The following is a 15144-nucleotide window of genomic DNA, read 5'->3' as shown; positions in this document are numbered from 1 at the left end:
CCGGAGAAGGGTAGCGCACTTATTTAAGGGTTGGCCCATGGCGAAAATCATCGAAACCGCAACCGGCGCCGAGGCGCTCACTTTCGACGACGTGCTCCTGCAGCCGGGGCATTCGGAGGTTATGCCCGGCCAGACCGACGTCAGCACCCGGATTGCCGGCGACATCGACCTCAACATCCCGATCCTCTCGGCGGCCATGGACACGGTGACGGAGTCGCGTCTGGCCATCGCCGTTGCGCAGGCCGGCGGCATCGGCGTCGTTCACCGCAATCTCTCGCCGGCCGAGCAAGCCGAGGAAGTCCGTCAGGTCAAGAAGTTCGAGTCCGGCATGGTGGTCAACCCGGTCACCATCGGTCCGGACGCGAAGCTGGCCGATGCCTATGCACTGATGGACCGGCACCATATCTCCGGCATTCCGGTGGTCGAGAATGGCGGCCAAGGTGGACATATGACCGGTCGTCTCGTCGGCATTCTGACGAATCGTGACGTGCGATTTGCTTCCAATTCGCAGCAGCCGGTGCGCGAGTTGATGACGCACGACAACCTCATCACAGTGAAAGAAGGCGTCAGCCAGGACGAAGCCAAGCGTCTGCTGCATCACCACCGCATCGAAAAGTTGCTGGTAGTCGACGATGCCGGCAACTGCGTCGGCCTCATCACAGTCAAGGATATCGAGAAATCCCAACTCAACCCGCACGCATCCAAGGATGCGCATGGCCGTCTGCGCGTTGCCGCGGCGACGAGCGTGGGCAACGACGGTTTCGAGCGTGCTGAGCGCCTCATCGATGCCGGCGTCGATCTTCTCGTCATCGACACCGCGCACGGCCATTCCCAGCGCGTCCTCGACGCCGTCACCCGCGCCAAGAAGCTTTCCAATGCCGTGCGCATCATCGCCGGCAACGTGGCTACAGCGGAAGGCACCAAGGCCCTCATCGATGCGGGCGCCGATTGCGTCAAGATCGGCATCGGACCCGGCTCGATCTGCACCACGCGCGTTGTGGCGGGTGTCGGCATGCCGCAGCTTTCGGCCATCATGACGGCAGCGGAAGAGGCCCAAAAAGCCGGCGTTTCCATTATCGCCGACGGCGGCATCAAATATTCCGGCGACCTCGCAAAGGCGATTGCCGCCGGTGCGGGCGCGGTGATGGTCGGCTCCCTGCTGGCCGGCACGGATGAGAGCCCCGGTGAGGTTTATCTTTACCAGGGCCGCTCCTTCAAAGCCTATCGTGGCATGGGCTCCGTCGGCGCGATGGCGCGCGGCTCTGCCGACCGCTATTTCCAGGCGGAGGTGCGCGACACGCTGAAGCTCGTGCCGGAGGGCATTGAGGGGCAGGTTCCCTACAAGGGACCGGCTTCCGGCGTTCTGCACCAGTTGACCGGCGGGCTGAAGGCGGCCATGGGCTATGTCGGCGCGGCCGATCTGGCGACCTTTCAGGAGAAGGCCACCTTCATCCGCATTTCCGGCGCCGGCCTGCGGGAAAGCCACCCGCACGACGTGACGATCACCCGCGAAAGCCCGAACTATCAGGCGGGGCGCTGAGGGGCCAGCACGGATTAACCGTCAAGTCGGCACTACTAAGGCCATTGCGCCCCATTGACCGTGACGAAGACGGAATAGAGAGATCGCGTGGCGGCGATGAAGAGACGATTGCGGCGTGGGCCGCCGAAGGTAAGGTTGGCCACGGTCTGCGGCACCAAGATTTTGCCCAGTAGCCGTCCCTCGGGGTCGAAGCAATGCACGCCGTCGGCAGCGCTCGACCAGAGATTTCCCTCCATATCAACGCGCATGCCGTCCGGCACCCCCGCATCTATCTCGGCGAAGATGCGCCCTTCTTGAAGCCGCCGCCCGTCAACGACATCGAATGCGCGGATGTGGTGTGGCGCGCTGTCGTCATGGCTGGCCGCCGAATCGGCGATGTAGAGGGTTTTCCAATTGGGCGAGAAGACGAGCCCGTTGGGCTGCTGGAAATCCGAGACCATAACGTCCAGCGCACCACTGTCGGGATCGACGCGGAAGACGTGGCGCGCTGTCTGCTCCGGCTCGGCGCGATAGCCTTCGTAGTCGGAGAGAATGCCGTAGGTGGGATCGGTGAACCAGATGCCGCCGTCGGGATGCACGACCACGTCGTTGGGTGCATTGAGGCGCTTGCCCTCGAAGGAATCGGCAAGGACGGTGATCGTACCGTCCGGTTCGGTACGGGTCACGCGCCGGGTTCCGTGCTCGCAGGTGACGAGCCTGCCCTGCCGGTCGCGAGTGTTACCGTTGGCAAAATTGGAGGACTGGCGGTAGACTGATACCCTGCCCCCCGGCGTCCACCGCAGTATCCGTTCGTTTGGAATGTCGCTCCACAAAAGCTGGTTGGCATCGCCGAACCACACCGGTCCCTCTGCCCAGCGGCAGCCGGAGTAGAGCTCTTCCAGCCCTTCCGCGGGAACGATCATCAGCCGAAAGCGCGGATCGTGGATTTCATAGATGGGGTTTTCGGCCATAAAAGAGTCCCGCTCTAGCGCGCGTTCGCCCGCCAGCCGCCGGCGAGCATGATGACGCTGATGATGATGAAGCCCGTCATGATCATGCGGACGCCGGCGCTGAAGCCGTAGGTGTTGAGCATGCTCACGACCAGGAACATGAAGAGCGAGGCGCCCCAGATGCCGGGCACGTTGGACTCGCCGCCGGCGACCGAGGTGCCGCCGATGACGACGACGGCAATCGACATCAACAGATACTCCGCGCCCATATTGAGCGCCGCGCCACCAGAGAAACTGGCCAGCAGATAGCCGGCGAAGGCCGCCAGCACTGCGCACAGCACATAGGTCACGAAGCGGGCGCCCTCTACCGGCACGCCAGCCATGCGCGCAGCCTCCAAGGATTGGCCGATTGCAGTGATCCAGCGGCCATAAACGGCGCGTTCCAAAAGCAGCCACGCGACCACAGTGACCGCCAGCGCCACCAGCGCCGTATTGGGAACGCCAAAGGTGCTGGAGGTGGTGAACTCTGCCAGGAGTTGCGGTGGCTTAATGCGCAAGCCACGATTGGTCCAGATCGCTATGGATTGGACGATGAAGCTCATGGAGAGCGTGGCGATGATGGGTGGGATGCGCAGCAGCTTGATGAGCGTGTAGTTTGCCACTCCGACAGCCAGCCCGACGCCGAGGGCAGCGAGCAGCCCAGCCGCTACCATGCCGTTATCCACGGCCATAAGCTTGAGCGCTACGGTGCCCGCCAGCGTCATAGTCGCAGGAATCGAGAGGTCGATGTTGCCCGGTCCCAGCGTGATGACGAACATCTGCCCGGTGCCGACGATCACGGAGAAGGCCGCGAAGGTGAAGGCGGCGTGTGATAGGCCAAGCGCACCGCCCGTGCCGGTCATGAGCACGGTGGTGAACCACACCAGGGCGGTGGCGAGGAAAGACCATATCCAGGGTCTTTGCGTAAGGCTTTGAAGTGCGGTCATTTGTTCCGCGCCTCCAGGCGGTTGAGCAGCAGCCGAAAGGCGAGCACGATGATGAGGATCGCGCCCTGTGCGCCGATCTGCCAATCGGACGGCAGACGCAGGAAGGATAGGAAGGAGCCGGCAAGCGTGAGCGTCAGCGCTCCGATGACGGCACCAATGGGCGAGATGCGCCCGCCGGTGAACTCACCACCGCCAAGGATGACCCCGGCAATGGAAAGAAGCGTATAGCGCTGCGCAATGCCGGCGTCGGCCGAGGTGGTGAGCCCCACCAGGGCGATTCCAGCGAGCACAGCGAAGAAACCAGCAAGTCCATAGGCCGCGGCCCGCGCTGCGATGACCGACCAGCCGGCCCGCTCCACCGAACGCGCATTGCCGCCCACACCACGGATGAGAACGCCGAGCGAGGAACGCATGACGAGGAGATGCGCCAGCAGCGCGGCCACGATGCTGGCGACAATGGCCACCGGGACAAAGGGCGGGCGCACGGTCATCAGCCAGCGTGCCCACTCCGGTGCCTGTCCGCCCGGAGAAGGCAGGAGCAACACCGCGAATCCGCCCCATACGAAGCTCATGCCGAGCGTGACGACGATGGCGGGCAGGTTGCGCAGGTGAATGATCACGCCGAGCACGGCATAGGCGCCGACCGATGCCGCAAGGATGAGGATGCCGACCACGGGCGTGCTGTAGAGGTAGGTAGCCGTTACGCAGGCCACGAAGCTGACAAAGGCACCTATGGAGAGATCCAGATCGTTGACCGCCATGATGAGCATCTGCGCCAGCGTCGCCAAGGCGATCGGCACCGCCAGATTGAACAGCAGATTGAGCCCCGTATAGCTCATGGCCCTGGGCTGCAGCCAGAAGACGGCGACCAGAAGGATCGCCAGCGAGAGCGCAGGCAGCGCGAGCCGCAGCGTATCGACCGAGACGTAGCGGTTCATGCGGGCAGCCCGGCGAACGAGGCCGCGAGAATGTTCGCTTCCGTCACCTCCTCCCCCGTCAGTTCTGCCACGATCCGGCCCTCGCGGAACACAAACACCCGATCGCACAGGCACACCTCCTCCATTTCCGTGGAATACCAGACGAAGGTGCGGCCGGCGGCCGCCTCCTCGCGGATTATGCGATAAACTTCCTGCTTGGTGCCCACATCGACGCCGCGCATGGGATCATCCATCAGCACGACGGGCGCGCGCGTGGAGAGGGCGCGGGCGAAGAGCACCTTCTGCTGGTTGCCGCCTGAAAGCGACAGCACTCCGCCATCGAGATTTTGTGTGCGGATCTCAATCCTCTCGCGCCAATCTTCGGCCTTGCTGCGCTCGGCGCGCTCGTTGACCAGACCGCGATGCACGAGATCGCCGAGAGCGGCGACCGAGAGATTGCGCAATATGCTCCAGCGCTCAAAGATGCCATTGAGGCGCCTGTCGCCGGCTACGAAAGTGACCGCCGGGTCACGCTGCGGCAGCCAGTTTCTGCTTCGCAGCCGGTGGAGCCTCAGCAGCATTTCCGTCTGACCGTGGCCACTCAGCCCTGCAAGCCCGACAATCTCGCCTTCACGCGCGGCGAAAGGAAGGCCCGTGTCGCGCTGTTCAAGAACGACCGGGGCCGCATTGAGATCGCGTCCGCTGTGCTGGCGCGTCTCGTTCTTCACCACGCTGCCCATGGCTTCCACCAGACTCTTCTCGGTGAAATCCCCGGAGGCGCGTTCCGCCGCCACGCCGCCGTCCTTCATGACGACGATACGGTCGGCGACCGCCAGAACCTCGTGCAGGATGTGGGAGATGAAGATGACCGAGCCGCCGGCAGCGATAAAGGACTGCACATAGTCAAGCATTTTCCCGGCCAATCCGCTGTCGAGCGACGAGGTCGGCTCATCAAGGATTATCAGGCGCGGCTTGATCCCGGCGTCGGAAAACGCCATGGCGATCTCGACCATCTGCCGTTCTGCTATGGACAGCGAGCCCACCGTGACAGCCGGATCGATGCCATGGTTGGGGAAAACGGCGTCAAGACTGCGGCCGATAACTTCACGCGCCTTTGCGCGCCAGCCCGGACCGCCCAGTTCCCGGTGCAGGATGCGCGTGTTTTCGATCACGGTGAGATTTGGGCACAGCGACAGTTCCTGGAAGACGCAGCGCACGCCATGGGCGCGCGCCACATTGATCCCGTAGCGCTCCTGAATAGCGCCGTCGGCGAAAATGCGCCCAGCATGCGGCGTCAGGCCGCCATTGATGACATTGACGATGGTCGACTTGCCAGCGCCGTTATGGCCGACCAGGCCCAGGCATTCGCCCGGCATGATGGCCAGTTGGGCACCATTCAGCGCCTTGACCGCGCCGAAGCTGATCCGCGCGTCTTCAACGGCTATCACCGCATCCTTCTGGGTTTCGGTGGATGTATTCATGGAAGCTCGCGAAGCCGAGGGTCAGAACCGCCCGCCGTGCGCCGCCAGCAGGCGCACGGCGGCCACAGGGCCAGATCAGTCTTTCGCCTCGGCGATGACGGCTTTGGCGTCCTCGAGCGTATACTCGACATTGGCGACGCCGCCTTCCTGGGTGTTGGCCAGGTTCTCTTCGAGATTGTCCTGGTCAATGCGCAGGAACGGGACCACGAGATCCTTCGGCACATCCTCGCCGTCAAGGATCTGCTGGGCGACCCAGAAGGCGAGCGTGGACACGCCCGGCGCGATGGAGACCGACATGGTCTCGTAACCGTTGGCGTCCTTCTGTTCCTTCCACCAGGTCAACTCGTCGTGGCGATTGCCCATGACAATGACCGGCATATCGCGCCCGGAGGCGGCAAAGGCCTGCGCTGCGCCGTAGCCGTCACCGCCCTGGGTCACCACGGCGTCGATCTCCGGCAGGCTCGGCAGAATGCCGGCCACCGCCCTTTGGGAGACATCCTGCGCCCAGTCGCCATGCACGGAGCCAGCGATCTCGAACTCCGGGTATTCCTCGACACCGGCGTGGATACCGCCGGAAATCTCATCATCGACGAAGACGCCGGCAAGGCCGCGGATCTCCAGCAGTGTGCCGCCATCGGACATGCGATCAGCCAAATACTCGATCTGGCTGCGTCCCATCTCGTGGAAATCGACGGCGATGCGCCAAGCGCATTCCTCGGTGACGATGCCGTCGAAGGATACGACGATGATGCCGGCGTCGCACGCCTCGCGCACCGCGCCGTTGAGACCCGTCGGCGAGGCGGCGTTGAGCACGATGGCATCATACCCCTGCAGGATCATATTCTGGATCTGCGCGGCCTGCTCGGTGGCCTGGTTCTCGGCGGTGGTGAAGGCGTCGGCAGCGGCCACTACGCCTTCCTCGACGGCGGCGCCGGTCACCTTGTCCCAGCTCTCCAGCATCGCCTGGCGCCAGGAATTGCCGGCATAGTTGTTGGAAAGCGCAATGCTCTTGTCCGACGTGTCTGCCAAGGTCGAGACGGGCATGGCAACGCACAAAGCTGCCGCCGATGACGTTAGCATCCTGTGAAATTTCATCTTATCCTCCCTTAAAACCCGCCCTGCAGCGGAACCACTCCCATTCCCGCCGACAGGGCGCAAAAAGCCGCGACTGTGATTTCCCCACTCGGCCAAGGCAGGATGCGATAGACTGGGAGCCATGTACAGGAACATAGAGGCAAGTTTTTTGCGGGATTTCCCATCAAAGATGCGGGTTCGCGCAAGACGAGGATTAGCCCTGCGGGCTTACTGGAATAGCGGCGGTATGGTGCTTCGCACTGCGCTGCGGGAGGAACAGTGGAAATGCTTCAAATGGCGCCTGCCGTGCTCGTCAATCATTACCTTGAAATTTCGCGGCTTCTTGCGGGGCAGTTGGACTTCCGCTCCGCTATCCGTGCCGTGGCCGCCGAGGTGGCTCACATTCTGCCGCACGACCATCTCGACGTATGCATCCTCATGGTCGACGGCAAGTATCACACCGCCTACGAGACCGGCATGGATACCGCGTGGAGCGAGCTCACATCAGCACCGGTATCCAACAGTCCGATCCGATCATTGTTGTGGGGCGAAGTCGATTACTTGCTGACCGACGATGCCTGCACCGATCCACGCTTCCACTTCGAAGGCGCTTTCAAAGGGCCCATCGTCGAGCAATCTCTCAGAGGGCGCGTGCATGTGCCCATGAAGGTGCGTGGAGAGATTATCGGCGCCTTCTCCTGCTCTTCGCAGCGCGCCGGAATCTACACCATTGAGGATGTGGACCATGCGCGCGCCATTGCCGACCTTCTGTCGCCCTATTTCTTTGCGCTGAGGGCGGCCGAGCAGGCGCAGCGCTCGGCCATCGTCGAAGCGGAGGCGCGCGCCCGCGAAGAAGGACTGCGCCAAGGGGCGCTGAAGCTCACCGAAGCGCTCGAGCAGGAGCGCCAGCGTATCGGCATGGATTTGCACGACCAGACGCTCGCCGATCTCACCCGCCTGGCGCGGCGCATCGAGCGCCTTTCGCAGACCGGCGATATCACGCCGGATGCGCTGGAGCCCCTCTCGCGCAGCCTGCAGCATTGCATGCAGGACCTGCGTCAGATCATCGAACAGGCAAAACCTTCCGTGCTCCAGCTTTTTGGCCTCGCCCAGGCGCTGGAGAACCATCTGCACCGCTCAGTACAGGACAGCGGCGGCACCATTGCCTGGGCGCTGGTGGATGAAACGGAAGGGGCTTGCGAACGGCTGGAGCCCACTGTGGCCGTTGCACTTTTCCGCATTGCCCAGGAAGCGATCAACAACGCCGTGCGACACGCGCGGCCCGCCTCCATCAACGTGCGGCTTTGGCAAGGTGAAGGACACATCGCTCTCGACATCCAGGACGATGGTGACGGAATGTGCCCGCACCACCGCCCCGGTGGCGGGCTAGACAATATGCGCACCCGCGCCCGGCTGATCTCGGCCCGCTTCTCTACCGGGTTGAGGCCGGGTGAGAGCGGTACCTGCGTCCGTGTGCAAGTGCCGCTGACGGCCTGAAGACGGAGACCGTGTGATGAAGATACTGATCGTCGAGGACGATGCCCTGCACCGCGCTTATCTGCACGAGGCGGTCTCTACCGCGCTGCCGGAATGCGAGATGGTGATCGAGGCGGAGGACGGCAATGCCGGCGAAACCCTTGCCCGCACCCACGGCTCCGCGCACATCGTCATGGACCTGCAGATGAACATGCGAAACGGCATCGAGGCTGCCCGCACGATCTGGAAGGAGCGGCCGGAGACATGCATCCTCTTCTGGTCCAACTATTCCGACGAGGCGTATGTGCGCGGCGTCTCGCGCATCGTGCCGGACGGCGCGGCTTACGGTTATGTGCTGAAGTCTGCCTCCGACGAGCGGCTCAAGCTCGCGCTGCGTTCGATCTTCATCGAGAACCAGTGCGTCATCGATCGCGAGGTGCGTGGCGTGCAGCAGAAAAGCCTCGGCCAGGTGAGCGGTTTTTCCGACACCGAGTACGAAATTCTCGTGGACATCGCGTTGGGTCTGACGGACCGAACCATCGCGAAACGTCGCAATCTCTCGCTCAGAAGCGTGCAAAATCGCCTGCAGCAACTATACGACAAGCTCGAGGTTTACCAGACCGGCACCATCGGCCAGGACGACGGTATCAATTTGCGGGCCCGCGCCGTGGCCGTCGCCTTCCTGCGCAAGCTCCTGAACTACAGTGCCCTGGAGCGCGCCGAGGCCGAACTGCAGGAGTGGCTTAAACGGGACTGACTTCCCCCGACGCGTATACAGGTTTGCGGACCCGGCCAGAAACATGCACGCATCGAACCGGGGTCATACCGCCTCCGGTGTTTCGGCCAGCGCGCGCCGCGCGGTCGTCAGGTAGATCTCCGCATTGTCCGCCAGCGAAGGTCCGAGATATCCGCCTTCCTGGATCAGAGCAGTCGGCAGGCCGAAGGCAACGGTTTCGCGTGCCATTGTGGCAAAGGCCTCGCCCGTCAGCTTGACCTCAGAAAGAGGATCATCCGCCGCCATGTCGAAGCCGAGCGAGATAACGAGCGCTTCGGCCCCGAAACTCCGGATGGCCTCAAGGCCCTCGTGGAAACGGGCCAGAATGGTCTCCGTTTGGGCACCCGGCTCAAGACAGAGATTGAGCGTTGCGCCCTCGCCCTGCCCTGCTCCGCGTTCGTCCTCATAGCCGAGATAATACGTCGGGTAATTGTCGGGGTTTGTATGTAGCGAGCAAACAAAGACATCACCGCGCTCGTAGAAAATATCGAGCGTTCCATTGCCCGTATGCGTGTCGATGTCCAGAATTGCGACCTTGGAGAATTTCCCGCGCAGACATTCGGCGGCAATAGCCGCATTGTTGAAAGAGCAAAAGCCGTTCGCGGCATCGTGCAACGCATGATGACCGGGCGGGCGGCACAGGCCGTAAACGATGCGCTCACCCTCCTTCACCCGTTCGGCGGTTTCGACCGCCGTCTGCGCCGACCAATACACCGCGTCCCAAGTGCCTTCCGTCAGCGGCACTGATGTATCAGTGATATACCAGCCGATCTGGCCGAAGATGGAAGAGGAAGGTCGGCCCGCGCGGCGACCCGGATGACAGTTGGGAATGGGCTCCTGGTCGCCCGCTTCAGCCCGCCAGCGGCGGTAGGCGTCCTTCCAGAAGTCGACATAGCCGGCATCGTGCACGGCTTTGATCGGCTCTTCGCCATGATCGCGCGGTCTTTCAATCGGAAACCCGTTCTTTATGAGCATGTCGCGAATGAGGATGGCGCGTTGCGGCTGCTCAGGATGGGGAATATAGGCACCGCGCCGGAAATAGCGCTCGGGATTATGCTTGAGTTGCCGCTCGTCGAAGATCGCTTTCATGTCATTCTCGCTGATCAGTATCCACTTGTCCCCTCCTCCGCGATCCGCTCGATGCCGCACCAGTCGGCGATGAAGAGTGCGATCGCCCCTGTTACACGCTTTATGGACGACAGGCTGACACGCTCGTCGAAGCCATGAATGTTCTCCGTAATCGGGCCGTAGACCAGGCACGGCATACCGGCATAGATGACGAAGACCCGCGCATCCAGGTAGCCGGGTGTGACAAAGCTTTTCAGATCGCTCGATGTTGCATTGCGGTGTGCCTGCGCCAGCGCGGTTTCCGCGTCGGTTCCCTCGTCCAGAACATAGCCCTTGGCAAAGAATCCGTTCCAGGAGACCTGCGGCGGCCGGTTGCCGAGGAAGGGATCGCCAGCCAAATCCCGTGCCAGATGTGACTCGATCGCTGCCGCTCGCTCTTTCGGATCGTCGCCCGGATAGATCGCGATCCGGCAAGAGAGCTTTGACCAGGCGGCCACGGTGGATGCCCAGTCGCCGCCCTCGATCTTGCCGACGTTAAAGTTAATGGGGTGCTCCACATCCGCGAAATAGGGATAGTTGGCCTTCTCGGCGTTCCAGCTCTCGGTGAGTTTCTTGAGGCTTTCAATCACGCGGAAGCTCGCCTCGATGGCGTTGGCGCCCGTGCCTGCTTCCCGCACATGAACGGGATGGCCAGCCACATGAATCTCGAACCAGAGTACGCCGCAATTGGCACGCACCAGCATCTCGTCTTCCGGTTCGGGGATGATCGCGGCATCCGCCGTGTAGCCTTCGACCAGACAGGCGAGCGCGCCATTGCCGGTACATTCCTCTTCGACCACGCTTTGGATGTGCACCTTGGCTGCCGGCTGAAAACCGATACGACGCAGCGCATCAAGCGCAAAGATGTTGGCCGCGATTCCGGCCTTCATGTCACCGCCGCCGCGGCCATAGAGCCAATCACCGACGCGCTTCGGCTCATAAGGCGGCGAGACTTCCCACATCTCGTGCGGCCCCTCCGGCACCACGTCCATATGGCCGTTGAGAATCAGCGAGCGTCCCTTTGCCTCGCGCGGCTCGTGCGTCGCCACCACATTGACGGTTTCGGAGTAGTCGACTGCAACGGGCGAGAAACCTGGATGATCCTTGATCTTGTGCTCATCGACGCGAAACGTGGAAACAGCATAGCCGCGCTTTTCAAGCGCACCGTGGACAAATTCCTGTGCCGGCTTCTCCTTGCAGCGCAGGGATGGAAAGCGGATGAGATCTTCGGTGAAAGCGATCTGTTCTTCGAAACCCTCCTCGACGGCTGCGAGTATCTTCCGGGTCAGTGTATTATTCACGATTGAGTGTCCTGTTTTCAGAGCGTCAGCTTCACTCCGCCGCCGCCAACTCACGCTCGCGGCCGGGAATGGCCTCGATAAGGGAGCGCGTGTAGACATTCTGCGGGTTGGTGAAGATCTGCCGGGGCGGTCCGATCTCGACGACTTCCCCCTCCTTCATCACCGCGATGCGGTCACAAATCTGGGCGGCGACACGCAGGTCGTGCGTGATGAACAGCAGCGCGAGATCGAGTTTCTCCTTCAAATCCGCCAGCAAATCGAGCACCTGCGCCTGAATGGAAACGTCGAGCGCAGATACCGCCTCATCGGCAATGATGACGCGCGGCTCAAGCGCCAAAGCGCGAGCAATGCCGATGCGCTGGCGCTGACCGCCTGAGAACTCATGCGGGTAGCGATCGATTGCGGACGTGTCGAGCCCGACGAGATCCAGGAGACGCTCGGCGTTGCTGTAGGCTTCCGCCTTCGGCACGCCGTGGGCCATCGGGCCCTCTGCGATAATGCGGCCGACCCGGGACCGCGGATTAAGCGAAGCGTAAGGGTCCTGAAAGATCATCTGGATCGACTTGCGGGCCTCGCGCAGTGCTTCGCCTGAGAGCGTGGCCATATCATGACCGCCGAGGCGCACCATGCCCGCATCGGGCGTCAGGAGCCGCACGAGACAGCGGCCGACGCTCGACTTGCCCGATCCCGACTCGCCGACAATCCCCAGTGTTTCACCTTCGGCCAGCGTGAAACTGACATTCTGCACCGCCTTCACCACCCGGCGGTTGCGGCCAAACAGGCTACCGCCCGTGACATAGGTCTTGCAGAGGCCATCGACCTCCAGGACCGGCTGTTTGCCGACATCTCCCCTCGCCCGATCCGTGGCAAGGGTGGGGATCGCCGCGATCAGCTTCCGCGTATAATCATGCTGCGGGTTATCAAGCACCTCATCCACCGAGCCTGTCTCGACGATCTTGCCGTATTGCATCACCGCGACGCGATCTGCGATCTCGGCCACGACGCCGAAATCATGGGTGATGAACATCACCGCCATACTGTGCTTTTCTTGAAGGTTGCGGATCAGGTCCAGGATCTGCGCCTGGGTCGTGACATCGAGAGCCGTCGTGGGCTCATCGGCTATAAGGATTTCGGGTTCGAGCGCGAGCGCCATGGCGATCATGACACGCTGACGCTGACCGCCAGAAAGCTGGAACGGATAGGCGCGCGCGGCTTTTTCCGGATCGGGAATCCCGACCTCCTCCAGGAGTTCCATCGCACGGGCAGAGCGCTCCTTGGGGGTGAGGAGGTCGTGTGCCTCGAAAACCTCCGCGATCTGCTCCCCGGCACGCAACAGCGGATTGAGCGCCGACATGGGTTCCTGGAAGATCATCGCGATACGCCGTCCGCGCAGGTCCATGAGCTGGGCTTCGCTCAGCCTCAGGAGATCGGACCCGTCGAAGAGAATTTTCCCGCCAACCGGCCGCACAAGATCCGGGAGCAGGCCCATCGCAGCGTTGGCCGACATGGATTTGCCGGAACCGGACTCTCCAACAATGCACAAGATTTCGCCAGCGCGAAGCTCGAAGCTCACATCGTCAACAGCAAAGGGGCGGTCTGCTCCCTCGGGCAGGGCGATACGCAGGTTTTCGACACTAAGAACGGGCTCGCCCATAGCTATCTCCCCTTCCGCGCCAGGCGAGGATTAAGCGCATCGTTCAACCCCTCCCCGATCAGATTAAGCGCAAGCACGGTAAGCAAGATGGCAACGCCGGGAAAGAAAGAGAGCCACCAGGCCTGGCGAATGACAGTGCGCGCTGCCCCGATCATATAGCCCCATGACATCAGATTGGGGTCGCCCAGGCCAAGGAAGGAAAGTGAAGATTCAAGCAGGATGGCGGTCGCTACCATAAGCGAAGCGAGCACGATGATGGGTGAGAGCGTATTAGGAAGGACCTGCCGAACGATTATAGTGCCGTTCTTCTGTCCGGCGAGAATGGCTGCTTCGACATATTCCCGCGACCTGAGGGACAGCACTTCGCCGCGGACAAGACGGGCGACAGGTGGCCAACTGACAATGGCAATCGCGGCTACGATCGAGAAGATGCTCGGCTCGAAGATCGCCACCAGAACAATAGCAAGCGCGAAGTTCGGGACCGTCTGGAAGAATTCGGTAAAGCGCATCAGCGCATCGTCCAGCCAACCGCCAAAATAGCCCGCCAGCGCCCCGATGGGAATGCCGATCAGCAATGCCGCCACGGTTGAGATCAGCCCGACCAGGAGCGAAACCTGCGCGCCGTGGGCAAGGCCCGTCAACACATCTCTGCCGACTGCATCCGTTCCCAATGGATACTGATCCATCGTGAGGGGCGGAAGGAAGGGCCGCTGCACCATGCGCCAGGGGGATTGCGGGAAGAGAATCGGCGCCAGAAGCGCCACAATGACGACGATCAGCAGTATGGCGGCTCCGATCACGGCACCGCGATTGCGAGAGAAACGTTTCCAGAAGTCCGCCATCGTCAGCCCACCCGGATTCTTGGATCCACGAACCGATAGAGAATGTCCGTGATGAGATTGAACAAGAGCACCATCGCAGCCGAGACAAAGAACACCCCGAGCAGCACGTTATAGTCGCGCTGGGCGAGCGCCTCGAACATCAGCCGACCGATCCCCGGCCAGGCAAAGACTGTCTCGGTGAGCACCGCGCCGCCCACAAGCTGACCCGCCTGCAGGCCCGCCAGGGTGACCACCGGCAGCATGGCGTTGCGGAAGATGTGACGGCGCTGGATAACGCTTGGTCTGAGTCCCTTCGCACGCGCCGTCTTGACGAAGTCGAGCTGACTTACCTCCAGCATCGATGCTCGCGTCATGCGCATATAGACAGCCATGAAAAACAGGCCGAGCGTGGTCGCGGGCAGGATGAGATGCTGGCCTATGTCGAGAACGCGTCTGAACCCGGTATAATTCGCGCCCACCGTCTCGTAGCCGAAACCCGGCAGCCAGTTGAGCACGACGGAAAACAGAAGCACCGCCATCAGCGCAGCCCAAAAAAGCGGGGTGGCGTAGAACAACAGCGCCGTTGTGGAAATCAGCGTGTCGGACCATTTGCCAACCCGCGCCGAAGCCAGGACTCCGGCGAGCGTTCCAAGCGACAATGAAATGGCGAAAGCCGTCATGGTCAGGAGCAGCGTCGCCGGCAGACGATCAAGAATGAGATCCGCCACCGGCATCTGCTGGCGGTAGGAATAGCCGAGATCGAACTGCAGCACACCTCCGAGATAAATCCCGAGTTGGGTGAGCAAAGGTTTGTCGAGCCCGAAGCGCTCACGCAGATCGGCGATGAACTTTTCGTCGGCTGCACCCGCCTCGCCCGCCATGACCGCCGCCGGATCACCGGGCGCGGCGTGGATTAGAAAGAAATTCAGGATCAGGATGGCGATCAGAATGATCACCGCCTTGCCGAGACGCATCAGGATGAAACGTAGCATGGGATCTCCGGCAGGAGCCTCGCTGCGAATGATTTATACCGCTACCATTCCAGCCTCCGCCCGAAGGCAGAGGCTGGAATTGGTGCAACTT

13 protein-coding genes are annotated in these 15144 nt (G+C 62.1%); 3 read left to right on the top strand and 10 right to left on the bottom strand.

The features are described 5' to 3' along the window. Positions 1-37 precede the first annotated feature (37 nt). Positions 38-1540, top strand: a complete 1503-nt coding sequence (gene guaB / locus LY631_RS10860) for an IMP dehydrogenase (RefSeq protein WP_274425337.1) — start codon at positions 38-40, stop codon at positions 1538-1540. 35 nt (positions 1541-1575) lie between these two features. Here the strand turns inward: guaB and LY631_RS10855 are convergent, their stop codons facing one another. The 5 genes from LY631_RS10855 to LY631_RS10835 form a co-directional block, all read right to left on the bottom strand. Next, positions 1576-2490, bottom strand: coding sequence for an SMP-30/gluconolactonase/LRE family protein (locus tag LY631_RS10855; RefSeq protein ID WP_274425336.1), 915 nt, complete (start codon positions 2488-2490; stop codon positions 1576-1578). A gap of 14 nt (positions 2491-2504) precedes the next feature. After that, on the bottom strand, positions 2505-3455 hold the full coding sequence (locus LY631_RS10850) for an ABC transporter permease (protein ID WP_274425335.1): 951 nt from the start codon (positions 3453-3455) through the stop codon (positions 2505-2507). Beyond that, entirely contained in the window at positions 3452-4393 is a 942-nt protein-coding gene (locus LY631_RS10845) for an ABC transporter permease (protein WP_274425334.1), read from the bottom strand. Before LY631_RS10845 ends, LY631_RS10850 begins: the two co-directional genes overlap by 4 nt. Next, positions 4390-5853 carry a sugar ABC transporter ATP-binding protein gene (locus tag LY631_RS10840; RefSeq protein WP_274425333.1) on the bottom strand — a complete coding sequence of 488 codons (1464 nt, stop codon included), beginning with the start codon at positions 5851-5853 and terminating at the stop codon, positions 4390-4392. The genes LY631_RS10845 and LY631_RS10840 overlap by 4 nt, the downstream gene beginning before the upstream one ends. 75 nt (positions 5854-5928) lie before the next feature. Then, positions 5929-6948 carry an ABC transporter substrate-binding protein gene (locus LY631_RS10835; protein ID WP_274425332.1) on the bottom strand — a complete coding sequence of 340 codons (1020 nt, stop codon included), beginning with the start codon at positions 6946-6948 and terminating at the stop codon, positions 5929-5931. A gap of 264 nt (positions 6949-7212) precedes the next feature. Between LY631_RS10835 and LY631_RS10830 the strand changes: the two genes are divergently transcribed. Continuing rightward, positions 7213-8424, top strand: coding sequence for a GAF domain-containing sensor histidine kinase (locus tag LY631_RS10830; RefSeq protein WP_274425493.1), 1212 nt, complete (start codon positions 7213-7215; stop codon positions 8422-8424). A 16-nt stretch (positions 8425-8440) separates the two neighbouring features. Continuing rightward, a complete protein-coding gene (locus LY631_RS10825; RefSeq protein ID WP_274425331.1) occupies positions 8441-9160 on the top strand; it encodes a response regulator transcription factor in 720 nt (239 codons plus the stop codon). A 63-nt stretch (positions 9161-9223) separates the two neighbouring features. Here the strand turns inward: LY631_RS10825 and LY631_RS10820 are convergent, their stop codons facing one another. From LY631_RS10820 to LY631_RS10800, 5 genes are read right to left on the bottom strand one after another with little or no spacing between them, the layout of a single operon-like run. Continuing rightward, positions 9224-10267, bottom strand: a complete 1044-nt coding sequence (locus LY631_RS10820; protein WP_274425330.1) for a histone deacetylase family protein — start codon at positions 10265-10267, stop codon at positions 9224-9226. 14 nt (positions 10268-10281) lie between these two features. Next, positions 10282-11586: an ArgE/DapE family deacylase gene (locus tag LY631_RS10815; RefSeq protein WP_274425329.1), complete on the bottom strand. Its 1305-nt coding sequence runs from the start codon at positions 11584-11586 to the stop codon at positions 10282-10284. Positions 11587-11617: 31 nt separating this feature from the next. Further along, complete coding sequence (locus LY631_RS10810; protein WP_274425328.1) at positions 11618-13240, bottom strand: ABC transporter ATP-binding protein; 1623 nt, start codon at positions 13238-13240, stop codon at positions 11618-11620. Positions 13241-13242: 2 nt separating this feature from the next. Further along, on the bottom strand, positions 13243-14082 hold the full coding sequence (locus LY631_RS10805; RefSeq protein ID WP_274425327.1) for an ABC transporter permease: 840 nt from the start codon (positions 14080-14082) through the stop codon (positions 13243-13245). A gap of 2 nt (positions 14083-14084) precedes the next feature. Next, positions 14085-15053, bottom strand: a complete 969-nt coding sequence (locus tag LY631_RS10800) for an ABC transporter permease (RefSeq protein WP_274425326.1) — start codon at positions 15051-15053, stop codon at positions 14085-14087. Positions 15054-15144 lie beyond the last annotated feature (91 nt).

The sequence above is a fragment of the Chelativorans sp. YIM 93263 genome, from assembly GCF_028767125.1.
In the GTDB taxonomy this organism is placed as follows: Bacteria; Pseudomonadota; Alphaproteobacteria; order Rhizobiales; family Rhizobiaceae; genus Chelativorans.
This window is presented reverse-complemented; position numbering and strand designations above follow the sequence as displayed.

Coding starts and splice junctions, on each gene's coding strand:
- guaB (WP_274425337.1), top strand. CDS start 38: ATGGCGAAAATCATCGAAACCGCAACCGGCGCCGAGGCGCTCACTTTC.
- LY631_RS10855 (WP_274425336.1), bottom strand. CDS start 2,490: ATGGCCGAAAACCCCATCTATGAAATCCACGATCCGCGCTTTCGGCTG.
- LY631_RS10850 (WP_274425335.1), bottom strand. CDS start 3,455: ATGACCGCACTTCAAAGCCTTACGCAAAGACCCTGGATATGGTCTTTC.
- LY631_RS10845 (WP_274425334.1), bottom strand. CDS start 4,393: ATGAACCGCTACGTCTCGGTCGATACGCTGCGGCTCGCGCTGCCTGCG.
- LY631_RS10840 (WP_274425333.1), bottom strand. CDS start 5,853: ATGAATACATCCACCGAAACCCAGAAGGATGCGGTGATAGCCGTTGAA.
- LY631_RS10835 (WP_274425332.1), bottom strand. CDS start 6,948: ATGAAATTTCACAGGATGCTAACGTCATCGGCGGCAGCTTTGTGCGTT.
- LY631_RS10830 (WP_274425493.1), top strand. CDS start 7,213: ATGCTTCAAATGGCGCCTGCCGTGCTCGTCAATCATTACCTTGAAATT.
- LY631_RS10825 (WP_274425331.1), top strand. CDS start 8,441: ATGAAGATACTGATCGTCGAGGACGATGCCCTGCACCGCGCTTATCTG.
- LY631_RS10820 (WP_274425330.1), bottom strand. CDS start 10,267: ATGAAAGCGATCTTCGACGAGCGGCAACTCAAGCATAATCCCGAGCGC.
- LY631_RS10810 (WP_274425328.1), bottom strand. CDS start 13,240: ATGGGCGAGCCCGTTCTTAGTGTCGAAAACCTGCGTATCGCCCTGCCC.
- LY631_RS10805 (WP_274425327.1), bottom strand. CDS start 14,082: ATGGCGGACTTCTGGAAACGTTTCTCTCGCAATCGCGGTGCCGTGATC.
- LY631_RS10800 (WP_274425326.1), bottom strand. CDS start 15,053: ATGCTACGTTTCATCCTGATGCGTCTCGGCAAGGCGGTGATCATTCTG.